Origin of the sequence: Bacteroides sp. D22, assembly GCF_000163675.1 — a bacterium.
In the GTDB taxonomy this organism is placed as follows: domain Bacteria; phylum Bacteroidota; class Bacteroidia; order Bacteroidales; family Bacteroidaceae; genus Bacteroides; species Bacteroides xylanisolvens.
Genome location: NZ_GG774807.1, coordinates 46,093 through 71,977, shown reverse-complemented (window position 1 = coordinate 71,977; position 25,885 = coordinate 46,093). Strand labels below are relative to the sequence as shown.

At 42.4% G+C, this 25,885-nt stretch carries 12 protein-coding genes and 1 pseudogene; 3 read left to right on the top strand and 10 right to left on the bottom strand.

Features of this window, described 5'->3' with window-relative positions:
- Positions 1 to 13: 13 nt before the first annotated feature.
- The gene (locus tag HMPREF0106_RS11725) at positions 14 to 1,423 is read right to left on the bottom strand and encodes a glycoside hydrolase family 105 protein (protein ID WP_009040098.1); all 1,410 of its coding nucleotides are present in this window, start codon (positions 1,421 to 1,423) and stop codon (positions 14 to 16) included.
- Positions 1,424 to 1,426: 3 nt separating this feature from the next.
- Entirely contained in the window at positions 1,427 to 3,268 is a 1,842-nt protein-coding gene (locus tag HMPREF0106_RS11730; protein ID WP_022199518.1) for a rhamnogalacturonan lyase, read from the bottom strand.
- Between the two features lie 244 nt (positions 3,269 to 3,512).
- Here HMPREF0106_RS11730 and HMPREF0106_RS11735 point away from each other — a divergent pair, with 244 nt between their 5' ends.
- Together HMPREF0106_RS11735 and HMPREF0106_RS11740 are read left to right on the top strand one after the other, a co-directional pair.
- Complete coding sequence (locus HMPREF0106_RS11735; RefSeq protein ID WP_009040096.1) at positions 3,513 to 4,652, top strand: glycoside hydrolase family 88 protein; 1,140 nt, start codon at positions 3,513 to 3,515, stop codon at positions 4,650 to 4,652.
- A 106-nt stretch (positions 4,653 to 4,758) separates the two neighbouring features.
- On the top strand, positions 4,759 to 6,393 hold the full coding sequence (locus tag HMPREF0106_RS11740) for a rhamnogalacturonan acetylesterase (RefSeq protein WP_009040095.1): 1,635 nt from the start codon (positions 4,759 to 4,761) through the stop codon (positions 6,391 to 6,393).
- A 318-nt stretch (positions 6,394 to 6,711) separates the two neighbouring features.
- On the opposite strand, the gene HMPREF0106_RS11745 is transcribed toward HMPREF0106_RS11740, so the two are convergent.
- The 8 genes from HMPREF0106_RS11745 to HMPREF0106_RS11780 all read right to left on the bottom strand — a co-directional run bounded on the left by HMPREF0106_RS11745 (position 6,712) and on the right by HMPREF0106_RS11780 (position 25,255).
- Positions 6,712 to 10,110 (bottom strand): DUF6250 domain-containing protein, encoded by a 3,399-nt coding sequence (locus HMPREF0106_RS11745; RefSeq protein ID WP_009040094.1) that lies wholly within the window; start codon positions 10,108 to 10,110, stop codon positions 6,712 to 6,714.
- A gap of 181 nt (positions 10,111 to 10,291) precedes the next feature.
- Positions 10,292 to 12,376: a hypothetical protein gene (locus tag HMPREF0106_RS11750; RefSeq protein ID WP_004308492.1), complete on the bottom strand. Its 2,085-nt coding sequence runs from the start codon at positions 12,374 to 12,376 to the stop codon at positions 10,292 to 10,294.
- 80 nt (positions 12,377 to 12,456) lie between these two features.
- Positions 12,457 to 14,178, bottom strand: coding sequence for a RagB/SusD family nutrient uptake outer membrane protein (locus HMPREF0106_RS11755; RefSeq protein ID WP_004301569.1), 1,722 nt, complete (start codon positions 14,176 to 14,178; stop codon positions 12,457 to 12,459).
- Between the two features lie 21 nt (positions 14,179 to 14,199).
- Positions 14,200 to 17,250, bottom strand: a complete 3,051-nt coding sequence (locus HMPREF0106_RS11760; protein WP_032851372.1) for a SusC/RagA family TonB-linked outer membrane protein — start codon at positions 17,248 to 17,250, stop codon at positions 14,200 to 14,202.
- A gap of 47 nt (positions 17,251 to 17,297) precedes the next feature.
- Positions 17,298 to 19,310: a RagB/SusD family nutrient uptake outer membrane protein gene (locus HMPREF0106_RS11765; protein ID WP_009040092.1), complete on the bottom strand. Its 2,013-nt coding sequence runs from the start codon at positions 19,308 to 19,310 to the stop codon at positions 17,298 to 17,300.
- Positions 19,311 to 19,331: 21 nt separating this feature from the next.
- The gene (locus HMPREF0106_RS11770; protein WP_004301566.1) at positions 19,332 to 22,511 is read right to left on the bottom strand and encodes a SusC/RagA family TonB-linked outer membrane protein; all 3,180 of its coding nucleotides are present in this window, start codon (positions 22,509 to 22,511) and stop codon (positions 19,332 to 19,334) included.
- A 59-nt stretch (positions 22,512 to 22,570) separates the two neighbouring features.
- On the bottom strand, positions 22,571 to 24,196 hold the full coding sequence (locus tag HMPREF0106_RS11775; protein ID WP_004301565.1) for a fimbrillin family protein: 1,626 nt from the start codon (positions 24,194 to 24,196) through the stop codon (positions 22,571 to 22,573).
- Positions 24,197 to 24,241: 45 nt separating this feature from the next.
- Positions 24,242 to 25,255, bottom strand: a complete 1,014-nt coding sequence (locus tag HMPREF0106_RS11780; protein WP_157133807.1) for a fimbrillin family protein — start codon at positions 25,253 to 25,255, stop codon at positions 24,242 to 24,244.
- A gap of 492 nt (positions 25,256 to 25,747) precedes the next feature.
- Between HMPREF0106_RS11780 and HMPREF0106_RS27090 the strand changes: the two are divergent.
- Positions 25,748 to 25,885: pseudogene (locus tag HMPREF0106_RS27090) on the top strand (IS1380 family transposase); the annotation flags it as partial.

The window sequence follows — 25,885 nt, the reverse complement described above, 5'->3', positions numbered from 1 at the left end:
AATCTATTTAAAGTTAATCTTTCTTTTCTTCTGTGTCGATAGCAAAAATAGGTGCTGTCGTCTTTTGTTTCACCTGGTAGTATTGAACGGCACTGTCATTCATCTTCGGATATTGATTTTTCAACAAGCGAATCATTTCCGCACCTGCCCAAAGAACCGGTCCGTAACCATGAGCCGCATATACATTGACCGGACGGTAATAGTAAAAAGCAGGGTCGAAAGCCATTCCCGTACCGACACAGGTGCCTTCCACTTGCCCCTCCGCATTTATCTTGCCGGCTACGGCATGCCATCCCAGATGAGCAACCGGTCCGTAAGCAATGGCGTCAATCCATCCTTTATTGATGGCGTGTGCCAGACAGTATACATATATTGCAGTAGCGGAAGTTTCCAGGTAAGAATCATTCCGGTCGAGCAGTTGGTGCCAAAGTCCCTCTCCGCTTTGTAAGGCTGTCACTCCACGTACATGAGCCCGGAAATAATCCATCACTTTCGCACGTTGAGGATAGTCTTCCGGTAGAACGTCGAGCAGTTCGCAAGCCGTCAACATAGCCCAACCGTTGGCGCGCGCCCAACAAAAAGCAGGATGATCGCTACTGCTTTCCACCCATCCGTGACGATACAATCCTTTTTCGGGGATAAACATGCGGTCGGCAAATTGCAGGAATTGTCTCACTGCTTCTGCCAGATATTTATCTTTTTGCTCCTTGTCATAATAACTCATCTGTGCTACTGCCGGAATACCCATAAACATATCATCCAGCCAAAGAGTGTTATGCTGCGGACGGTTGCGTGCAAAAGTTCCATCTGCCAGACGATACTCTTTATTTATGATGAAATCAAAATAATTCCGTATCAGTTCATCCACAGGAAGCGAGGGATCTTTCAAACGGACTTTCACCATCGCCGCGCATACGGCTCCCGCATCATCCAGTGCGTGCGGAGTGAGGATTTGAAGCAACTGCGGGTCCGTTGTACCCTTTTCTTTATAAACACGCTTGAAATGCGGTGCTACTTCGGCCAGAAACCGGAAACGATTCTGTACATAATCCATATAGCGTATGTCGCCCGTAGCTTCGGATGCCGCTATCAAGGCAGAGTAGGTCACTCCCCATTCATAACTTGCCAAACGGAAAGCTCCACGCTCCAGTTGTGCCTCCTCTCCCATCGTTGTATAGTCGGTAATCACTTTACCCGTATTCTTGTCTACCACACGGGCGGGAGTCTCCTTATCTATATAAGCAAATACACGGTCTACCTCTTTCTTTACCTGTTCCGGTGTCAAATCACCATACGTGCCCTGATAAGCAGGTTGCAATAAATGCAAAGGGGTGTTTGAGTCATTCACTACAGTTTTCTTTTTCTGTGCGCTGACAGGCAAAGCTATCAGCAACAAAGCAATGGCTATGATACGAATATTCATATTTTATTTTTTAGGTATTTTACATCCTCTGAATAGGGTTCCCTGCAAATCCGGTCCAAAGTAGAATCCCGGTTGTGTCGGCTGGTTGTAAGCTACGTTCTGGGTAGCGATACTGATGCGATAAACAGGATCCTCCAAAAAGGTGTGGAAGCGGTAATCAGTGGGAATGGTAGAGACATAAAGCCGCAAAGCGGTATTATCGGCTGTGCGCAACAGTACTTCTTCCCGCCAGTCGCCTACAATATCCCCTTGCAGGCAAGGTGTTGCCTTCGTTCCGTTGTTGGAAAGAGCTCCTTCGAAAATGGCTATACGCTCACAGACTCCTTTCTTCCAATTATATTTGCTGACTATATTTCTATCCAATAGTTCGCGCAGTAAATCACCGTCCCACCAGACAGCCATATTACATGACAATCCTCTGACACGGGCTTTCACCACTTCTCCTTTTATATTTCTTATTCCTCCGGAAGCAAGAGACCACATTTCAACGCCCGGTTGGGTCGGGTCAATATCAGCCGCCATACAACGCCCGACATCTGTACTATCTTTTATCTGGAAAAGAATTTCTCCGGTTGCCGCATCTCTGTACGTACTTCCGTCACGCTTGTTTTCGTGACAGTCCCATACTTGCAACCCTTTGCGGGAAGGATCGAAATGAGTCAGATGAATCGCGTCTCCATGTCCCATCTTCGTTGTGTACAATCCTTTGCCGTTATGGTCGATGGCACACGAGCCGTAGATAATCTCATCGCATCCGTCACCATCTACGTCACCTACCCGAAGGTTATGATTACCTTGTCCGGCATAGTCTTCACAACCAGGATGGTTACTGTCGAAAATCCAGCGTTCTTTCAGTTCCTTTCCATTCCAGTCGTATGCTGCCAATACTGTACGGGTATAATATCCACGACACATCACAACACTAGGATGGATACCGTCGAGATAGGCAACGCAAGCCAAAAAGCGGTCACTACGATTACCACGATTGTCTCCCCAATCCATCAGGTTTCCTCTTTCTGGTACGTAATCAATTGTTTGCATCGCTTCTCCTGTCAGTCCGTTGAAGACAGTCAGATATTCCGGTCCGGTCAAAATACGTCCCTGTTCATTCCGATAGTCAGCTTGCGCATCTCCAATCACTTTTCCTTTTCCGTCCACTGTTCCGTCGGCGGTTTTCATTACTACTTCCGCTTTACCGTCGCCATCGAGGTCAAACACCATAAACTGGGTGTAGTGTGCACCGGCACGTATATTACGTCCCAGATTAATGCGCCATAAATGTTGCCCGTTTAATTTATAACAATCGAAATATACCTCTCCGGTGTAACCGTCATGCGAATTATCGTGTGCGTTCGACGGATCCCATTTCAAGATAATCTCATATTCCCCGTCACCGTCCACATCGCCGATACTGGCATCATTAGGAGCATAGAAATAACTTTGTCCTGCCGGAGTCGTACCGTTTTCAGGACGATTCAGCGGGATGTTCAGATAACCAGCCGGAGCATCGGACGGCAATTGATAATTGCTTTCCGTTTTTGATTGGATAGCTTTGACGGTATAAAGTACGGATTCCGTACCTTTATATATATCCTGAAAGAAAGTCGCATTTCTTATCGGATATTTGTTTACCTTTTCACCGTTTCTATAAATATCAAAAGATTCGTCCATCGGGTCGGAGGACAGATAACGCCAAGACACGGCAACAGTAGATGGATTCTCTCTGATGGCAATTACACCGCGTCCCAAATGTTCGCGTTTCAGTTTCGAAAAGTCATAGTTCGGCTGCGCCACTACAAAAGCAGCTATCAGACACAGACTTAAAAAAGCACTTATGCATTTCATAGTTTTATCGTTAATCAATTTACAACACAAAAGTAAACGGTACAGCCTACTTATAAAATAGAATATTGTACAGATCTATGTAGAAATCATCATATAGCCCACTTTTAAACCGCATTATAACTACCTGGTGAACAAAAATGAATATATCTGAACGGAAATCCATTGAAAAAGAAAAGTGCGTCCCTTATCTTTGCCAATGAAAATTAGAATGAACACCCAATTAATAAAACAGAATTATTTCACCATGAAGAAATCACTACTCTCATTCTTTACAGTAACCCTTCTTTGTCTTATGACAGGAAAGCCGGTCATGGCACAAGAGTTACCTGCACAAAAAGAGACTTTAGAGACCATCGTAAAAGTAAACGACTACTTTATGAAAAAGTATGCCGATTACACATTGCCTTCTTTCTATGGCAGAGTCCGTCCAAGCAATATATGGACGAGAGGCGTATATTATGAAGGATTAATGGCTCTGTATGGCATTTACCCGCGTGAGGATTATTATAAGTATGCCTACGATTGGGCTGATTTCCACAAATGGGGAATGAGAAACGGCAATACGACCCGTAACGCAGACGACCATTGCTGCGGACAAACGTATATCGACCTTTATAATATGTGTCCGTCCGATCCGAATATGATCCGGAATATAAAAGCAAGTATCGATATGGTAGTCAACACTCCGCAGGTGAACGATTGGTGGTGGATTGACGCTATCCAAATGGCAATGCCAATCTACGCAAAGTTTGGAAAAATGACCGGTGAACAGAAATACTACGATAAGATGTGGGATATGTATTCTTACACTCGTAACGTGCACGGAGAAGCCGGAATGTATAATCCTAAAGATTGCTTATGGTGGCGCGATCAGGACTTTGATCCTCCTTACAAAGAACCGAATGGAGAAGATTGCTACTGGAGTCGTGGAAATGGCTGGGTATATGCAGCTCTTGTACGGGTATTGGATGAAATCCCTGCCAATGAAACACATCGCCAGGACTATATAAATGATTTTCTCGCTATGAGCAAGGCACTTAAAAAATGTCAGCGTGAAGATGGTTTCTGGAATGTGAGTCTTCATGATCCGACGAACTTCGGAGGTAAAGAGACTTCCGGAACAGCACTGTTTGTATACGGCATGGCTTGGGGAGTGCGCAACGGACTGCTCGACCGCAAAGAATATCTTCCCGTCCTTTTAAAAGCATGGAACGCTATGGTGAAAGATGCCGTACATCCGAACGGATTCCTGGGATATGTGCAGGGAACAGGCAAAGAGCCTAAAGACGGACAGCCGGTTACTTATAAGAGTGTGCCCGACTTTGAAGACTACGGAGTCGGTTGTTTCCTGCTTGCCGGAACAGAAGTTTATAAATTAAAATAACATACACAGTTTTTTCATTAGGTTTAGTTAGAGGTTAGTTAGTAGCTAGTTCCCTCACTGACTGTTTAGACACCGGTCAGTGAGGGATTTCAAAGAGAACAGATTCATGAAAAACAAATTATTCCCGTATATATGTTGGCTGATGGCCATTACATTTAGTTTGCAACTGCAAGCACAAAATAAAGTTTCCGCTCCCATGGCAGATGTCAATCAGGTAATTGACAACACGCTGGACAGCCTGAATAAAGCACGTACCTCGCGACCGGAAGCCGGTTCGAGCCGGAAAGGTGACAACCCTGTTCTGTTCCTGGTAGGTAACTCTACCATGCGTACCGGAACTTTAGGAAACGGCAACAACGGACAATGGGGATGGGGCTATTATGCAGGCGATTATTTCGACTCTAACCGGATTACTGTAGAGAATCATGCACTGGGTGGAACCAGTAGCCGTACTTTCTATAACCGTTTATGGCCGGATGTAATCAAAGGAGTACGCCAGGGAGACTGGGTTATCATCGAACTGGGGCACAATGACAACGGCCCATACGACAGCGGACGTGCCCGTGCTTCCATTCCCGGAATTGGCAAAGATACACTGAACGTAACGATTAAAGAAACCGGAGTGAAAGAAACCGTATATACCTACGGGGAATATATGCGTCGTTTCATTCAGGATGTAAAAGCCAAAGGTGCTCATCCTATCCTATTTTCGCTTACTCCCCGCAATGCTTGGGAAGACAAAGACAGCACCATCATCACACGTGTCAACAAAACTTTCGGATTGTGGGCAAAGCAGGTGGCAGAAGAACAGCATGTTCCTTTTATTGATTTGAATGATATCAGTGCCCGCAAATTTGAGAAGTTCGGCAAGAATAAGGTGAAATATATGTTCTACATCGACCGTATACATACAAGTGCTTTCGGTGCTAAAGTCAATGCAGAATCCGCTGCTGACGGAATACGTGCGTATGAAGGACTGGAATTAGCCAATTATCTGAAACCTGTTGAGAAAGATACAGTGACAGGTTCCAGTCGGAAAGAGGGACGTCCGGTATTGTTTACTATCGGAGATAGTACGGTCAGAAATGAAGATAAAGACAAAAACGGTATGTGGGGTTGGGGAAGCGTAATTGCTGACGAGTTCAATCTAAATAAAATTTCTGTAGAAAATCGTGCGATGGCAGGACGTAGTGCACGTACTTTCCTCGATGAAGGTCGTTGGGATAAGGTATACAATGCCTTGCAACCGGGGGACTTCGTTCTGATTCAGTTCGGACATAATGATGCAGGAGATATAAACAAAGGGAAAGCCCGTGCCGAATTGCGTGGTTCCGGTGATGAAAGCAAAGTATTTCTAATGGAAAAGACTGGTAAGTATCAGGTAATTTATACGTTTGGCTGGTATCTTCGGAAGTTCATCATGGATGTTCAGGAGAAAGGCGCCATTCCCATCGTTCTTAGTCATACGCCACGCAACAAATGGAAAGATGGAAAAATAGAACGTAATACCGAGTCTTTTGGCAAGTGGACACGTGAAGCTGCGGAAGCTACGGGAGCTTATTTTATCGATCTGAATAAGATTAGTGCCGATAAACTAGAAAAGAAAGGTGTGAAGAAAGCAGCAACTTACTATAATCATGACCATACACACTCTTCTTTGAAAGGAGCGCACATGAATGCGAAAAGCATTGTTGAAGGGTTGAAAAAGAGCGATTGCCCGTTAAAGAATTACTTAAAGTAAGAACATAAGGGATAAAGTACGCTATCTATCCCGTAATCTATTAATAGAAAAGTTACTCTTATCCCTTTGCAAACTTCTTTTGGATTAGTACCAAAGTATCAGTTGCTTAAGACTAATCTATAAACGCAAGTTCCGTTTATAAAAATGCAAGTTTTGTTTTTATAATCAAAAGCTTCATTTATAAAAACAGAACTTGCGTTTATAGTTTATAATAAGTTGATTGTAAGTTTGGTATTAAAAGAAAGGAAGTTTACCCTTAATGCGGAAGAACTTTGCTATTAATAGATTGGGAAGCAACTAGTGCTACTTTACACTCGTTCAGTTATCTATTGGAATAACTTCCTGCATATAAATAGCATCCAGACTCCAAAGAGCAGCATCATTCGTGCTAATGCTCGTACATTCATCTAATGGAGACGGTACTTCCGGCGGAAGTATGGTAGTGATGCGGAAAGGCGGTGCAGGTGTATGTTCCAACCGGGTAAACAAATCTTTCCAGGCTTCTTCAGCCATTTGGGTATTGCGCAAGTGATAAGCTGCGTAAGCCATCAGACGGGAGACACGAAAACGGCTATGGCTAAGTTCCCATGCTTTCTTCTTGTAACGTGCAGCATGATCAAGCCAGGCGTCTTTCCATTCGGGTATATCAATCATACGCATCATTTCATTGGCTATCTCAAATCCGCCCATGATCGTCATTAAATGGTTGGTTGTTTCCAATTTGGGGTCACATTCGGTTGTGATGATCCCTGTTGACGGATCAAATCCTAGAGCTTTGGGACCGGTAAAAAGGCGGTTAGGCAGGGCGGCAATGCTTTTCATTCCTGCTATTATTTTATCACGATAAGTTGTGTTACCTGTGCGCTCCCATTCTGTCATCCAATTACCGGCATAAGCCAGCCAGTCGGGACCGATACGCAAACGGGCGGGAGCAGAACAAGGATATTCACTGCGAGGTTGGGCCAGGCGCATAGGGTCCAAGTCATAGAGTTTGTGGTCGGCATCCTTCACTTCAGTCATTAAATTACCGCAACGTTCGTCCGTAGTAAGGTAATAGTAGAAACGGTTCCAGGCGGCCTGGCTGATTCGCGCTTCTTTTGCTCCGCATCCCCAATGACTTACATTATGCCGACTGCCTAATCCGGCATTGGGACCGATATGATAGACATCCACTTCACCCGTATGACGCGTCATAGCTTCTGCCATACGCCAAATATCAATACGCCCGGTACGCAGGAAATTATACCATAGCCACATATTAGAAGCCAGTTCCGTATTGTCCCAGGCAAATCCTCCGACATCGTAACGCCAGGTATGACGAACGGGGTCATAAGCGTGCATCACATCACCGTAATTCCAGAAACCGTACCATTTGTTTTGTTCGATTGCTTTCTGATAGAAGTCAATGTAAGCATCCAAGCGGTCTTCTACACGAGTACGGAATGGAGTAGTACGGTCAGGGAGACTCCATATCCCGAAAGCTTGGCGGGCATGAAGATAATTCGGGGTTGGCATTAACAGACTAGGACTAAAAAATTGTTTGGCATAATCAGCAAAAGCCTTTTTCCCGGTATATCCACTTTGTGGGATCAGTGTAAACGTAGTTGTACGGGCAATGCCGTATGGCGTATTCATGCCCTCCTGAACATCTTCATAGCTGGCATTCAGGTCATGAGCTATACGATCATAATGCCGCAAATCCATAGGTTCGGACTCCGGGCTCCACAACCAGGCGGTAAGGGTAGCTACCGGGGTTCGTGCGTCTGAAATTTCAATAGAAGAGGGATAAGACTGCCAAAAGTCATGCATACAAAGTCCTAATCCTCCGGTAATATCTCCGACAAAAGTATATCCATCGCTACGTGTGCCGGAAAAGGTTCCTATCCAGGGATTATCGTTATTGGCACGTTTACGAATGGAGAAAGCATCGGCAGTGAGTTGAGACAGACGGTAATCATCCCATGAAGCCCAGTTATCGAGCAGAGAGCGGTTCTTTTCATCGAAAGATTCATAAGGCGGAATACGTTTGCCTTCCATTTGCTGCTGTTGCAGGGAGGGTTCATCTGTTGGCTTCTGTTGTGCATCCTTCTTTTCATTACTGTTTTTCTTATTATCTGTCTTATTTAAAGTGAGTATGCGACGCCCTACCAATGGTTGTACCGGCTCGCTCCACACTCCTCCATCTGCACACGAGAAAGCAATATGACGATTATACAGAGCTTCACGCATAGGAACGTCGAAACGGATACCCAAACTACGAATGAAATCTTTCTTCTGATCTCCGTCATAGACGAAGCTATGTACCATTTTGATCTGTTCACTGCCACCATAAAAGTAGAGACGTACCACAAAAGGAAGCCACTCACGGTTATTCAGTTTGTTCATATCAGAGTGATTCGCATAGTTCCCTTCCTCTTCAGAGTGATTCGTATCAATCTCCTTATTCCTGTTCCGATGTATCCCTTCCAACTTTACAAGTGCCCGTACAGAGCCCAGACGTTCTATGGTTACTGATTTTATTTCCCCTATGTAATGAGTAAAAGATATTTGAGATGTATTTTCTTGAATCGGCTCGCTTTGAGTATTACAAATCAGACGTGCTTTCTCTCCTACTTTAGTTCCTTTATACAATAGGCTATCAATCAGGAAATCTCCGCGTCGGGGAATAAATACGGAAATTAGCCCTGTTTCAATTTGAATATTTTCAGGCGTTTCAGTGATTGCAATAGAAGCATTAGGCTGTTTATTGATAGTTTTTGCTTTCCGGGGGGCTTTTTCTAATGTCAGTCTTTCTGTTCCGGCAGGAATGACTCCGGCAACTCCGCTCCATTTCACGGAACCATCCGGCCAGTAAGCCAATGGCCAAGTATCTACCGGAATCTCTTGATTTCTATCTGTTTTTAGTCGCAATGAAGTTTCAGGAAATAGGTAGCCTTCATCAAAAGGAACTCCGAAACTTACAGCTTTGTCTTGTTCAGGAGTATTGCCGATCCAATGTAAAGGAACAGTAGACGTTTGGGATGGCAAACATTCGTAGCGGAAGTTTGTAATACGGGTACGGGATAAGGTGGTGCGAAAGCCGAACCATCCTTCTGTCAGAGGTTCGGCATCGCGGAAGTCCACCAGTCTCTTGCCGTCTATGTAATAACTAACCCTATTATTTTCATTTGTTATCTTAATGTGATACCAGTGATTCGCTTTTAGCAAATGTTCGGTATCTGTATATTCTTTCAGTATGGCAGGACGTACTTTGGGATCTGTGATTCCTGCTTCATTGCCGTCATAACGACGGAAGCGTGTAGTAGAGTTATAATTTCCACCATATCCCATGTAATAGAGTTGCAAAGAATAACAATTCAGAAAGATTCCGCTACGCCACTTCTCACGTTTCCATATATTATCAGGATGTTTGGGGTCCGAAGCCATCCAAAAGCAATTCAGGTCACTCAAACGGTCTCCTTCTTTTTCTACAACTACACACGCATCATATTCAATGGTTACCCGTCCGCTCATCTTTTCTTTCCTCCATAAGGTAAGGCCTTTAGGAGACAGTATTTCAGCGGTATCACCCTGAAATGTCACTTTATAATCCGGAGATTCCGACTCTACCTTCCAATATTTATGAAACTGGCGGGCGTTGAGGCCGGAAACTTTATTGTTTTGTGCGTTTGTTCCTAAAGTGATGAAGAGGAACAAAAGGATAAAGAGTTTTTTCATATGTATATTTGCTATCTCACCTTACAAAGGTAGGGAGAGCCGATCAATTAAGAAATAGAATATTATCCATATATATGGCGATTCGTTCAACTATGAAAAAAAGAACAACCCGACAGTTAGCCGGATTGTTCTTTTTCAACAAACTCATATCAAATAAGAGATTTCTTATTCAAAAACCTTTTTATTCTGCTTTTTTCAAAGTTTCAGCACCTACATAGTAACCTAAGTTAGTTCCCTGGTTATATCCCATATTCTGCATCGCTTGAGACATATCATAATTATGATCGGTCATCAAGTGAGGAAGACGGAATTCGGTAGGATGATTCGTGGAGAATATATAAATAGATTTCATGTCACTTGAACCCATTATTACTTCTTCACGATAGTCACCGAGAAAATCACCATAGTAACAAGGATTGTATTTGGTGCTATGGTTACCGTCATTGCTACCGTAAGTTCCAAAATATACCAAACGAGTCTTATTCGTCTTGTTTACATCAGGGTTCTCTTTATAGCTCACGACACAAGCACGGTCCAGCATTTCTCTTGTCGGCTGCCCGCTCCAATAAATGGCTACATTATACAAAACTCCACCACCAATACCTGTAGGATATGTACTGGATACCAATCCACTGCCACTACAACTGAATACCCCTTCCTGCAAAGAAGACCAGTACTCAAAATTCGGGCTATCCGGATCGATATCTGCCACAATACAACGACCGACATCAGTAGTCGAACCCGCTCCATGGCCGGTAATCAAGCCACCATCTCTTGCATCAATCACTTGACATCCATAACCGTGTCCTTGTCCATTATAATTGCCCGGTTCTTCAAATGAAGCAACAATTTGCAATCCTGAACGGTCTTTTATAAATTTGCCAACACATAAACAGTCACCATGACCGTTTCCGGTACACCACAATTCGCTTCCATCATCATCTATAGCCGCAGAACCATACAAGATTTCATCTTTTCCATCATCGTCCAAGTCCGCTACACGAAAACTATGCGAACACATGGACAACCATTTCGAAGAATGTTCGGCTGTATCAAACTTCCAACGGGTTTCCAGTTTATTCCCTTTCAAATCGAGTGCCCATACTTGCCAATTATGATAAATACCTCTACTGATGATCAGACTGGGGTTGCTTGTTCTCACTCCGGTCGCTTCGTCAGGTATACCATCCAGATAAGCCACCCCGATAAAGAAACGGTCCATGCGGTTTCCGTAATCATCTCCCCAATATTCACTCCAATATTTAGCACGCGACGCTTTTGAACCACTTCCACCACGAGGAATATTATCCACCCGGGTAATTTCACGTCCATCATATCCACGGCAAATAGAGATATATTCGGGACCTTCCATTATCAAACCGCAAATTGTATTAATACTTGCTCCCGAATACCAGCCCACAGCGTCAGTCTGACGAATTCGATAATCGTTCACATTACCATAAGCATCGGTAATGACCTTACCATCCCCAAACTTTGTACCTTCTGAAGAGCGGAAAGCTATTTCACATAAACCATCTCCATCAAAATCGTATAAAATATATGAAGTATAATGTGAACCGGAACGAATATTGATTCCCAAATCAATTTGCCACAAAAAAGTACCATCCATCTTATAAGCTTCCAACAAGGTCGAACCATTATTCCATCCCCCCTGGTTGGCACCATCATACGGTTCTCTCTTCACCACAATCTCCAATTCACCGTCACCGTCCAAGTCACCTAGCTGAATATCATCAGGAGAATATGTAATCGACGCATCGGGTACATTCATGTTTAATCTAATCTCATGATAAAACTTTTCTGCCATTTCAGAGGTAAAGGTATAATCGCAAAGCGTTTCAGCCTGATTGGCAAGAGTGACCCGGTATACATTCGTTTTTGATACATCAATATCCGCATCCACCCAAGAAGTAGTATTCGAAATAGGTTTCTCATTCAATTTCACTTCCGTCTCGCCGTCTACCGACTTATAAATATCAAAAGCAACATTAGACGGATCGGTCTTCAGTAATCTCCAGCTAATCAATGCGGATGATATGCCGGAAGAGTTATTGGCGTCAACATTTGGTGCCGGGTCGTAACTAACCCACATTGCACGGCTACCCGTTATAACTTCAGTAGGCAGAGGCGGCAACTCCTCTTCCGTCTGATTGCCATTGTTCACTTCAACGACGGGGTCATTATCCGAGCAGGCAACTATGGCCAGCAGACAAAACAGCCCCAGTATTATATAATGTTTCTTCATTTCTTTCGTTTTTTTATTCTATAAACATCCGTTCTATGCAAGAATATCCTATCACTATTCATCAGCATTCCGGTTGTGGGTTACCACCCCGGATTCTGCTCCAAATTAGGATTCTTAGATTTTTCACTCTGCGGAATCGGGAAGAAATACATCTTATCATCCCAACTTCTTTCTTTTACCTTACGTTCATACGTATAAGTATCATCCCCATTCTTCGTAATCTTCATTTCAACAATGTTCTTGAAATGTTTGTCACCCTCCTTCCAACGACGTACATCCCAAAAACGATGTCCTTCAAAGGCCAATTCTACCATACGTTCATTCTGATATTTCTTCCAGAAAGCATCATTGGTCATCCCTTGAGGGAATCCGGGCATCTCGGCACGCGTACGAACTACTTTGATAGCATCCACAGCCGAAGTTGTAAATTCATTATCCGTTGCATACGGACTACCCAGATACTTATATACAGCTTCCGCATAATTCAAATAGAACTCTCCAAAACGGAATGTAATCCATGAATGATAGGTCTTTGAAGCTGTACCGGCACGTAAGTCTACTGCCGTCTGACAATACTTCTTCAGATAATAGCCAGTCGGAGTTCCGCCACTCAAAGGCTCCGCATTTAGTCCGCCCTGATAGGTTTGCAGAGGAACAGTATTCCAGTTAGGCCACTTTTCGTCCCCATTCTTGGCAATAGTCAGATAGAAACGAGGGTCGCGGTTGGTATAATAAGGATTAGCAGGATCATAGTTATCCAACTCGTCCGGACGCAACCCTGTATCCTTCATCTCATACGCATCCACCAGTGTCTGTGTGGGACAGTTTCCACCTTTACAATTTTCCAACCCTACCGGGAAGTTATATCCCTCAAAAGAATTAGTGGTAGTAGTGGCACGACGGAGAAAAATCAATTCATTAGTAGCGTCATTGTAATTGTCCTTGCTCCAAAGTGATGAATAATCCTCCACTAAGAGTTTTGCCTTTTCAGCAAACCCATTACTGTCATCTAAAATTTCCTTATTGGCTTTAGCTGCACGATACCACAGTTCTCTATTATCAGTCGGATTAAATAAAGGACTTGCCGCATACAATGCTGCACGAGCTTTCAAGGCCAATACCGTTTTACGGTTGGCACGTCCTGTTTCCGCCGGACTACTAGGCAATGCCATATCTCCCAGTTTACTGTAATCGACGATAATCTTATCTTTAATATCATCACATTCGGCTATGATATAATCAAAAATCTCCTGTGCCGGTCTGCGCGATAACGTATTCGATTCTTCGGCTGTTAATATATGGTCGCTAAACGGCACATCTCCATATTGCCGTACCAAGTTAAAGTAGAAATATGCACGAAGGAAACGTACCTCATACTGGTAATTGGTATAGCGGAACATCTGTTGTGCATAATCACTGTTCAAAGCCAACTCGGGAAATGTCAGTCCGGTAAACTTCTCCAGATATAAATTACAATTGGCTATCCCTTCATAACAGGACGTCCACATGCTACTTTTAGCATTCGACGGACTCCAAGAACCATTGTAAAAGTCTTCAATCTGATTTCCCGAATAAGCATATTCGGACTCATCGGTAGCAGAACCAAGAATTGCCCCGCTATAGTTTCCAAAGTCCACATCCATGGACAAATAGATATTTGTTATCAGCCCTCCTACATTACCGAAGTTGAGCTTCACAAAATCCTCATCATAATTATTGTACTCATGATATTCCATCTTATCTGAGCAGGAACCGAGTGCGGCTACACACATCATTCCGTAGATAATGTTTTTCAGTTTCATTCTTTCGCTTTGTTTTTATGATTAAAAACCAATCGTAACACCGACTACTACACTCTTATTCAGCGGAGTCGCTACACCATAACATTCCGGATCTGTCACATCAATATGATCTGAACAGAACAAGTCTGTTCCTCTGACATATAACTTGGCACTCCCCAATATCTTAGTCTTCTTCATCCATTCTTCCGGAAATCTGTAATACACCTCCGCGTTACGTAACTTCAAGAATGACCGGTCCGCCAACCAAACTGTATTAGCCTGATAGTTATTGGCATTACTCTGTGAACTCAAACGAGGATATTTGGCATTTTGATTTTCCGGTGTCCAACGATTCTCATAATAATGAGTAGAAAGTGTCGTATTATTTATCAACGGCCAAAACATACTCTTCGTATTCAAGACAGCAGAATAGTTACCTGTTCCCTGAAACATTACATCTACTCCAATCCCTTTCCATTCGGCTCCCAAATGGAAAGAATAATAAATTTCCGGAGCCGTCGTACTATAACCGATAGCTGTTTTATCATTGGCATCAATGATTCCGTCTCCATTCACATCTTTATATTTTATGTCTCCCGGCACTACCGTACTAAAGTTTTGCGGAAGGCTGTTTGCTATATCTTCTTTATCTTTGAAGAAACCTTCAGCTACCATTCCATATACTTGTCCCAACCGATTTCCTGTTTGCACAAGATTCTTATACAAACGCGGTTCTTCCAGTTGTTCCTTAATTTCATTCTTATTCCAAGCAAAATTACCGCCAAGGTTGAACACTACATCTCCTAACCGTTTCGTATAGTTAAGTCCTAGTTCCACGCCATAGCTATCAACGATTCCGGCATTCTCGAACGGAGCATCTACGCCCAACACATCGGTATATTTTCCTTCGGAAGAGACCCAAATATCTTTTCTCCGTTGGTAATAGCCTTCTGCCGTCACGTCCAGTCCATTGAACAACACGGCATCAACACCAACATTGTATTTATACGCTTTCTCATGTGTCGAATTAGCAGTTGCCAGGCGCCCGATAATAGTACTTCCGAATTCAGAGTCGTAACTACTGTTAAACTTATATTGCGTACCGGTAGTCGTATAAATCTGATCCCAATAGTCATATACGGTAGTACTTCCGTCTTTAGGCAGATAATCAACATTGATCACTCCAAACGAAGCGCGCAATTTCAGGAAGTTCACCCAAGACACATCTTTCAACCATTTTTCTTCCGAAAGCACCCAAGCAGCAGAAATGGTAGGCGAGAAAGCCCATTTATGCCCCGGTGCCAATAAACTGGAGGCCGAGCCAACCAATGCCAGATCCAAATAATAGCGATTAGAGAAACCTACATGATTATACCAGGATACATTTTGCCGATAAATAGTAGTGTTCAATCCGTATGAATCACGATACTCATAATCCCATTTGAATTGAGAATACACATCCCACTTCCGAAACGAGCGATTGTAATCGACACTACCTGCAAAGTTAAATTGGCGCGCCCAGTTGTCAATACCTGCACCCGAACCCATTTCACTGGATTCGCCACCTGAAATGGCAGTATAAAACGGACCGTTAGTTGTCCAGTTTGTTGCATAACCGGCATACGTATAAGTCTTGCTATGGTCTTCCAGAATATTGGAATAGTTGTCATAAGCTAAACGAAAGTTTGCTCCCAATCCTTTCAGCAAACCAGATAAATCTTGTGACAAGGTAAGGTCGGCAAACAAACTGCGAGAGTGTCCTTTAGAATAAGCAGCTCCCTGCGATTGTGCGACAGGATTCGATGTTCCCGCCCAAGTAGTACTTCCTCCCCAACTGTCATCTTCCGTACGAACCGGAAAAGCTGCAGAAGGAATCGAATAAATCATATCCCATAGGTTAACCGAAGCCCCCGGAATCCGAGATTCGGACAAGGTACCGAGAAGATTCAACTTCAATTTGGTAGTGGCGGTTAAATCAATATCCAGATTTGTACGCAAATTAGCACGTGAATACATATTCTGTGTAGAATATCCGTCATTTGCATTCGGGGTCTTGATAAACCCTTTGTCTGTTAATAAATTCGCCATAGTATAGTAGCGGAACTTTGTTCCTCCTCCACGGAATTCGATCGTGTATTTATTAGAAACTCCTCTGTCTTTAAAGGTTTCATCAATCCAGTTCACATTAGGATAGAGATAAGGGTACATACGGGAAGCTCCTCCACTGCCTACTCCATTACGGAAAGCATCGACTTCTTCCGGAGTATATCGAGCTCCCAAACCTTCATATCCACGCGCTTCATTCACAGCAGAAGCATACGTAGCCGCATCTACAAATTCCGGACGTCGAGACTGAGTGTTAATGATGTGATCATACGTAAACGTTATCTCTTTTGTTTTGTACTTACCACGCTTCGTCGTAATCAAGATCGCACCGTTCACTCCTTTGTATCCGTACAATGCCACAGCCGCAGCATCTTTCAGGATGGAAACGGATTCTACTTCTTCCGGACTCACCAAGCTCATGTCTCGTTCCAAACCGTCAACCAGCACAAGCGGTGTACTACTTGACAAGCTCTGCAAACCACGTACATAAAAGGTAGGATCTGCCATTAAACCTGTACTAGCTGCATTCTGCAAAGTAGTAAGACCCAATCCATATCCATATAAAGAATTGGATATATTCCGGGAAGACCGCTTATTAAACTCTTCATTATAGGTGGTAGAAACAGCTGCTGTTGATTCATGACGATTGAATGTCCGGTTAGCTCCCACATCAATAGTCTGAGCTGCATATCCCATCACAATAGTCATCGGACCATCAGCCTTTACCACAACTGTGGTAGAGCCTTTGTCGACAGAAAAGACACTCAAGCGTTGTCCCTTCTCGACCGCAATCTCAAATTTACCATCTTTATCAGTTTCAACCCGGGTCTCCACTGCGCCACCTTCCACATTAACGGACGCTCCATAGACTGGGTTTCCCGATTTATCAACAACAATACCTATAATGTTGTTGTCTGTATTCTGCGCTCTGACCGGAATGCTCAAACAAACTAGTAAAGCCAGTATCAGAATCTTATTTTTTCTCATATAAATCAATATTCAAGTATTGTTTTAATCTGTTTCGTTGTCTCACATTACCAACCCGGATTCTGAATCAATCCATACCCTTTGTTAATTTCCGTTTGCGGGAATGGAGAAAGATACCATTTGGAATCAAATCCGTATGTCCACCAACGACGAACCGGTTTAGATAATTCAAACCTTTCATATTCAAATCGAGTAGGTTGCAATGCTCCTTTGTTCTTATCTCCTTCATTCCATTTTGTATTACCTGTCATGCGATTACCGGCATCATCCAAACGATAGGCAAGTAATCCATGCAGACGTTTCTCGAAACGATCGGCACGTTTGTAACGGACAAGATCAAAGTAACGGCTATCTTCAAGCCCCAATTCCCGAACACGTTCACACAGCAATTCTTCCAATAAGGCAGCTTTGTCAGAAAGTAAATTCTTATCTGTAACACACTCCGCCAAATCTTTCTTCAATCCCACGCGGGCACGTACTATATTCATTTGGTTAATAGCCCCCCGGTGATCGTTCTTAGCTTGAAGCAAAGCCTCCGCATAAGTCAAATAAATATCAGACAAGCGAAGATAAACCCACTGCGTATACTGACGTTGGTACTCAGTTCCCAAATAATATTTCATATTTTTATAACCGGTCGCATAGTTACCAGATTCAAGTGCCGCATTTTGTCCTTCATCGTATCCTCCGACCCACAATTCATAAGGTAAACCGGACATCGTTCCGGCACTCCAGTCTAACATCTTCGGTAGTCCATTCACCATGCAATGCTCATACAGACGAGGGTCACGAGTTAATACGATTTCCGACAATAGTTGTTCTCCATTTTTAAATGTTCCGGTCAAGAACATTTCATCCAACTTACCTTCTGTTTCCGCCTTTTTCCAGTCAAACGGAGTGCCGTCGGCCCATGGGAACATCTCCACATATTCCTGTGTAGGCGGATATTCAGTACGGCAAAGTGACGGAACAGCCCAAGAATGCCACATATAAGAACTTGAGTTGAAAGCGTCCGACATATTCGTGCGAACAGAATGTAAGACTTCCTTGCTGTTCTGACGAATATACCCCATACGATATGCCTGACGATACTGTTCCGGTGTTTCTTCCGAAGCCTTATTCAGGCTATACCCGCCTTGACTCTCCAGCTCTTTAAAGAATGCTTCACAAGCCTTCAAACAGTTATCCCAAAGTTCCGCATGATAGCCGCCGTACCATACCAGACGTTGCTGTTCAGCCTCTGAGTTTCCTCCTGCATATCCGTTGACATCGTTAAACAACGGAGAAGCGGCAAATTGCCAGATTTTGCATTTCAATGCCATCGCACCAGCCTTTGTCCAGTGTCCGGCCTTGCTAGCAAGATCGGCATCAGCATAAGCCCACACCAATCCGCCGGAATTGATAGCATCATCCAACATCTTTATCATATAGTTAACAGTCTCCTCTACCGTAGCACGGGGGATTTCATAACCTGACTCCGTACCGGTGAATGAAGCATATAACAATGGAAGACCTCCATAATGACGGAACATATCAAAATAGCGCGCCGCAATCAAGCATTTAGCTTCTGCCACCAACTGAGTTTTTTCAGCATTATCCATACCCGGCACTCTATCTATATTTTCCATTAGCAACCAGCACCAACGCACTACTTCCCATACCATTTCCCGTGTATATGGGAAAATATTACCACGCGTGCCATAGTTGGCATTGAGAGAACCCAAATAATACTGCTGATATACAGTTGCGTCACTAAAATAAAGTGACCAGCAGTCTGTTAGCGCATCCTTCTTTCCTAAATAAGGACTGGAAGAATCAGGAATATTACCGTTACTGTCCGTATTATAAGGTAATCCGTAATACTGTCTACTGTAACAGGTATTCAAAAATTGGCGCGTATATTCCGCACTATTGAACACTGTGTCAATAGTAGCATTTCCGCCCGGTGCCTTATCCAAAAAAGAGTTTCCGAATTTAATTTCGTCCACACATGAAGTGGAAACCAAACAAACCGCCGCTCCCAACATCGCACCGATGAACCATTTATTTTGTAATTTCATTGTATCTTTCCTTTATCTATTTTAGAATCCTAATTTCAAGCTCAACGTATAAGTCTTGGACAATGGATAAGAAGGTGCATTAGTAGCTCTTGCCTCCGGATCACCCCACAAATAAGGTGTAATCGTCCACAAATTATATCCTGCAAAAGCCAACTGACATGTATTCAGTCCAAGTTTCTTCATTAATGGGAAGTGAAAATTGTATGCCACCTGAAGAGTTTTCAAACGCAAGTATTTGGCATCTTTCTCATATAAAGTGGAAGTAGCATAATTATTCTTTGCATTATCAATGGTAGCTCTCGGATACTCCGAAGATTGTGACGGATTTTCCGGTGTCCATGTATGATCCAGATGGTATGCCAACAATCCTCCCTGCTCGCTATTGGAAGATGAATAAAACGGTTGACGAAATACATCCGAAATCATACGACTTACATTCCAGGCCCCTGTCCATTGAGTACTTATTTCCAGATTCTTCCAACTGAATCCTAAATTAATACCTAGCATATATTCAGGATCGTCTGTAAAGCCATAGTCATAACTTGCATCATTTGCATCAATCTTACGGTCACCATTCAAGTCAACATATACTGCATCTCCATTTTGAAGAATACTCTCGTGAGTGGGGAACGGACGATTAAATGTCTGCTCATATAGCGCAGGTGTATCCTCATCATAGAAGCGCCAGAAAACATATTGACTACGCGAACCGATACGGTGTCCCTTCTGATATTGATATAAATTATTCTGCGGTGCTTCCTTCTTTTCAAGAATCTCATTCTGATTATAAGAAAGGTTAATACCCGCCCAATAACGGAAATTATCGCCAATCTTATCGTTCCATTTTAAAGAAAGTTCCCAGCCCCAACTGTCTACACTTCCTAAATTTGAATAGGGAGTAATGAACCCTAACATTCCCGGAGCTGTACCGTCACGCAAAAGGATGTCATTACGACGTTCTTTATAATATTCAAAGGTTGTTTTCAGACGGTCATCAAGGAAGTTAATATCAACACCATAGTTCCGTTTCAGAGCTTTTTCCCATGTCACAGCAGGGTTATTCTTAGCTACCTCACGCGCACCCAGACTAACAGTACCATTATCTGTTCCGAATCCATATCCCCAGGCGTTAGTTGCTCCTCCACTTGCCGTTACACGATTTGCCAAGTCACCTAAACCGACATTATATGGATCAGCCATATACATAAACCGCGATCCTCCAATATTATCGTTACCTACCAAACCGACACTGGCACGTAATTTCAAGAAGCTAACCACCGACTTCAAAGGACGGAAAAACTTCTCTTCACTCATCACCCAACCTATAGAACCAGCCGGGAAATAAGAAAAGCGCAAATCGGACGCAAAGTTTTCCGAACCGTTATAACCCACATTAAACTCTGCCATATAGCGGCTCTTCCAATCATAAGTGACACGTCCGACTAATCCGACATATCCATGAGGAATGTCCGAATATAATTTCGGATAATACTCTTTCTGTTGATTATACAAAACTAAGGCTGTCACCGTATGATCACCAAAAGTACGATTATAATTAAAGCTGGCTTCCATATACCAATTACGTGCTTTGCCTGTAGTATACGAATACTTCACATCTGTATTCTCTCCAAACTTACGATAAGCAATACTACCGTCATCCATCAATACAGGAGTGTATGTAGCAATAGACCCACCAGAACCGACTTTATTAACTGTAAACGAGCTGTTATAAGATCCCTTCACTTTAAAAGAAAGTCCTTTAGTCAAGAAGTCCATTTTTTGATCCAGAATCACATCCACATTCAGCGAATTGTTGCTGGTCTGGCTGAACCCATTTCCATAATATCCCATACCTGTACCTCCTGTAAATGGTAATTTCAGTCCGTCTGAATAAGTCTCATCGCTCGAATTTACCAATTTTCCATCTATGATTCCCGGACTGGAGAAAGGAGTAGCATAATACATATTTTTAATCAATCCGGAAGATCCCTGACTCGTACGCGGTTGATCTGAATTATTCACATTACCACTAATATTGAATGACAAAGTAGTCGTTTTAGTGACATCCATATCCAAGTTTGTACGATAGTTAAACCGACGGTACTGATAGCTTAAATTATAAGGAAGATCAAACTCACTAAAAAGTCCTCCTTGCGTATAAGCACCTGCAGAGATGAAATAACGTACTTTATCTGTTCCTCCCGAGATGTTCAGATTATGCTGGCTCTGAAGCGTAGAGCTTTTCATAATATAGTCAGCCCATTGTATATTTGGGAAACGAATAGGATCGGAACCATCTGCAAATTTTTGAATCACGCCATCACTAAATAAGGCAGATTTGCCATCACCGGACATCATTTGATTATGAAAACGGGCATAGTCATAGGAACTTGCCTGTTCTACCATTTTTGTAGGCATCAATACAGAAGCAGAAGTAGTAAACGAAATTTTCGCCTTTCCTTCCTTTCCTCGTTTAGTTGTAATCAAAATGACCCCATTTGCTCCACGAATACCAAATACGGCTGTTGCCGAAGCATCTTTCAAGATAGAAATGGATTCAATTTCATTCGGGTCGATATCACTCATACTTTCACGATCCACACCGTCTACCTGAATTAACGGTGAAGAATTTTCCCAAGTAGCTTTACCACGAATAAAAATTTCAGCGGCATCCGCTCCCGGCTCACCGGAATATTGTACGGTAGTCAAACCTGTCATCTGCCCTCCTAATACATTGGAAACCGAACCTACAGATACACGGGTCAATTCTTCTCCCTTCACACTAGCGATAGCTCCTGTCATGGTCACTTTCTTCTGCGTACCATAAGCTACGATTTCCACCTCTTCAAGTGCTGTCACATCCTCTACCAGAATGACTTTCATGTCATTTTTCGCTACTACTTTTTTATCGGTATAACCTATAAAAGATACTTTCAATTTCGCACCGGGACGTACATTTATTCTAAATACACCGTCAATATCGGTAATTGTACCATTAGATGTTCCTTCCGCAAGTACACTTGCTCCAATTATCGGTTCGCCTTGGCTATCTACTACTGTTCCTTTTATAGTACTTTGCTGCTGTACAACTTCGATGGCTGCCGAAGCTGTTTGCAATCCCCATGCAGGTGCAAAAGTTGCTATAGTGAAAAACAGAGCGACAGGTAAGGTTGTCCCCTTTATAAAGTTTTTCTTATTCATATATGTATATGTTCATGATATAAGTATAATTTTAACGGACTTTATATACCGTCATTATTTTAGAATGCAAGCATCATACGGAAATAACCGGCACGCGAATCACGTTCACAAATTATGTGATATCTTCCACCAGCCATACCGTGTGTCCATTGGTTGGCTGGAGAACGCTGTGTGCTACTCCAATAGTGTCCACTGTTAGTTCCTGACTCGACAGAGGTCATCTCATCACCATTTACATTCTTGAGACAACGGTTAATAACACTCAAATTCTTAGCGACTGTATCCCAACACATTATAGAGGGCAAATACCAAGGAGTCACATTTGCCGGAATAGCTTCCGCTTCACGATAAGCCTTGATATACGCATAAGCATGGTCGCAAGTAGAAGGACTACCCATACCTTCGTAACACATAGTAAGTAACTGTGTATTATTGTATCCCATTAGTGCTGGGAAAACCAATGAAGCATCATTCTTGTTAACATCCTTCTCTGTGTTACAACCTACAAACTTGTTTGCCCAATTCTCATCTGAAGTAAACCAGTCTGAATAATAACCGGACTTACTTGAATGGAACATTTTCAAAGCAACATCATTTTGTTCACTATCTTTTACCACAGAATTCTTAATAGATAGCACTATACCGTGCGTACATGCAGGGAAATCGCGACGCAAAGCATCAACTTCTGCTGAATAGAGTTCAGTATGTGTTACACTGGGTTGTGAATTTCCTACATAACATACAATACCAATCACATTCTCCGGCACCGTTTCCGCATCTACTGAAACTATTTTTCCATCTGCACAAAAATAGTCTCCTACCTGCAAAGTATGGTTGATTTTACTTTTATCTTCGATGGTATACATTTTCGCCGTTCCTCCTTCCAGCGTACCTTTAGCTTCATATTCCATCTCACTTACTCCAGAATAAGTACCCTTAATTGAGAATTCCTTCTTCGGATTAACCAAGAAACGGTATGTATCCGTACTTTCCTGATAATAAGGAGTTGCTTGAGTATTGTTCACTGTAAACGAACCGGCTGTTAATGGTAACAAATAATCATCTATACCGCCATTTGTAAAGCTATAGGTCAAATTAGGCATCTTCACTACCGCAAGAGCCATCCGATGTTGCATAGTAAAAGCGATCTGTCCTTTCAAACGATCCCCCTGAACACTACCCGTACTCGTCATCAAATCATATTGTGTATAATTTCCTTCATTTTGTTCACTGCCTATTTTCCAATTGTTGACGTATGTTTCAAAAGGATCCACCTTCGTCGGATCAAAAGTCACATTCGCATTATACGGATAGTATGCATAAAAAGTCATCCGCTGAAATTGTGAACCTTTGTATTCAATAGGATCCCCTCCATCAGTCAATTCCCAATAGCCATCTGTCAGTGTGAATTTCCGATTCTTGATATCCTCTACCACCGTTTCTCCTCTTACCGCAAATATACCGATAGCATCTCCGTTAGAAAATCGGGTAGTATATCCATTCTCTGTAGCACGTGTCTTACCACTTTCGTCCATAAATCCTTCATCAGACACACTAATCTGAAATCCCTGCAAAGAATCCGGTGTTTCTCCGGTGAGTTCTTCATTTTGCGAGCAAGACGCAACTATGGCTGCGCCAGCCAGAAAAAGCATTGATATATAATTATATATTTTCATAAATCTCATGTTTATATTTTTAGCATTTTTATCTATATTAGATTGGTAAACAGATCACTTCACAACAGGCTGTGGAGTTACGGTTTCTTCTGTAATATTCCAACTAGGATTAGTTATCTCTGTTCCAGTTTCAGCTATACTCGGGTCGGATGTTATAGGATCGTGGTTTTCATCCTCCCATCCTATTATTTGCGTTTGTTCTGTAATTGTCAACACATAATTATTGTCCTCGTATTTATTTGTCTTGATGATGTAATTATAAGAAAATCCTGATTTCAATTCTGTCAAGTTAGCAAACTCGGCTTCATAAAGATAACCGTTCATTCTAGCTTGGATAGTTACTTTGCCTTGCACCTTCTGTGGCAGTAAAATAGCTTGTACTGTATAATTATCCTGCTCTCCTATTTTATCCCAATATATATCATCTTTGTCCGTAACAGGGTCTTCACTGACTGTTGTCTCCCCTGTTTTAGGATTAAATGTACCATTATTCTTAAGCCCAATAAGATAGCAAGTTATATCTGCTAAGTCCACACCCTCGCCAGCTTGAAACTCCAATCTAATACGACTCATCACATGATTGAATGCTAATGTCACGTTCGGGGTTTGTGATGTAGCCTTCCCTTTAGCAAAAAGAAAATCTATCTTCGCACGTTCTTCTGCTGTAGCTTGATTGTCACTGGCTGTAGTCACTTCCAATACAGGTTGTTCTTCACCTGATGTACCAGAAAATGGAGCGTATGCCACTACATCATACTCTCCGGAACCTAATACCCAAATCTCTTCTGCATTTCCTCCTTTTGCTGCAAAAAGACCATTGCCCTTGTATTTGTAATGAATATTCACTTGTTCCGTACCACAAGTGATTCCTACCGAGTCTTCTGCCTCCCAGTTTGTTTCCGTAGCTCTTGTAACAAGATTGCTAGCCTCATGATTGTTTATTACTGCACTAAAAGAAACTTTCGCTCCCGTATCACCGGTAAACTGAATATCAGTTTCTTTAATATCGTTGCTACATCCTGCTAAAAGTAGTAAGGCAACAGCAGTTGTGACATAGTTTTTTTTCATACCATGTTTTTTAAAGTTAAACATATTTTTGTTGATTAGTAAAATCGTCGTAAAGTAAAAAAGACAATGGCTGCATTCTTTTCCAACCAGCAATTGAAATAAATGAAGCATTTTTTTTGTTGTTTTCCATATCTATTAATTACATCTGTTAAGTTAAACAAAAGTTAGATTCTCTTTTTAAAAGTAATTTTTCACACTCTACCTGTGAAAAAGTGTTGCAAACATAACGACTTAATCAAGATATAGCAATGCAGAATCGTACAAATGCATGGAAAATACCGTCTTTTGCACGATATTCCATGCTGTAGGAGCGATTTTCGATTAGTACCTAATGACTATGAACCTTTTTGTTTCTCCTTAATTCCGCAACACTATAATTTAACTTTATTTATAAGTTCCTGAGCAACAAAAAGTTGCTCAGGATTTTGCCATGTCAGATTTTTCACTTATCTTAGTGTTGCAATTCAAAACAAGCGTAAATCGTAACAAGACATGGCAAAGGTACAAATAAAATCTGAAAAACTCACACCTTTTGGAGGAATTTTTTCAATCATGGAGCAATTTGACTCCATGCTTTCACCTATTATCGACCAGACACTTGGTCAGAGATGCAGCAGTATCATCGGATAT

What these genes read in the sequence shown, in the direction of transcription:
- HMPREF0106_RS11755 (WP_004301569.1), bottom strand. Translation starts at nt 14,178, where the DNA reads ATGAAACTGAAAAACATTATCTACGGAATGATGTGTGTAGCCGCACTC.
- HMPREF0106_RS11765 (WP_009040092.1), bottom strand. Translation starts at nt 19,310, where the DNA reads ATGAAATTACAAAATAAATGGTTCATCGGTGCGATGTTGGGAGCGGCG.
- HMPREF0106_RS11730 (WP_022199518.1), bottom strand. Translation starts at nt 3,268, where the DNA reads ATGAAATGCATAAGTGCTTTTTTAAGTCTGTGTCTGATAGCTGCTTTT.
- HMPREF0106_RS11725 (WP_009040098.1), bottom strand. Translation starts at nt 1,423, where the DNA reads ATGAATATTCGTATCATAGCCATTGCTTTGTTGCTGATAGCTTTGCCT.
- HMPREF0106_RS11780 (WP_157133807.1), bottom strand. Translation starts at nt 25,255, where the DNA reads ATGAAAAAAAACTATGTCACAACTGCTGTTGCCTTACTACTTTTAGCA.
- HMPREF0106_RS11735 (WP_009040096.1), top strand. Translation starts at nt 3,513, where the DNA reads ATGAAGAAATCACTACTCTCATTCTTTACAGTAACCCTTCTTTGTCTT.
- HMPREF0106_RS11770 (WP_004301566.1), bottom strand. Translation starts at nt 22,511, where the DNA reads ATGAATAAGAAAAACTTTATAAAGGGGACAACCTTACCTGTCGCTCTG.
- HMPREF0106_RS11750 (WP_004308492.1), bottom strand. Translation starts at nt 12,376, where the DNA reads ATGAAGAAACATTATATAATACTGGGGCTGTTTTGTCTGCTGGCCATA.
- HMPREF0106_RS11745 (WP_009040094.1), bottom strand. Translation starts at nt 10,110, where the DNA reads ATGAAAAAACTCTTTATCCTTTTGTTCCTCTTCATCACTTTAGGAACA.
- HMPREF0106_RS11740 (WP_009040095.1), top strand. Translation starts at nt 4,759, where the DNA reads ATGAAAAACAAATTATTCCCGTATATATGTTGGCTGATGGCCATTACA.
- HMPREF0106_RS11760 (WP_032851372.1), bottom strand. Translation starts at nt 17,250, where the DNA reads ATGAGAAAAAATAAGATTCTGATACTGGCTTTACTAGTTTGTTTGAGC.
- HMPREF0106_RS11775 (WP_004301565.1), bottom strand. Translation starts at nt 24,196, where the DNA reads ATGAGATTTATGAAAATATATAATTATATATCAATGCTTTTTCTGGCT.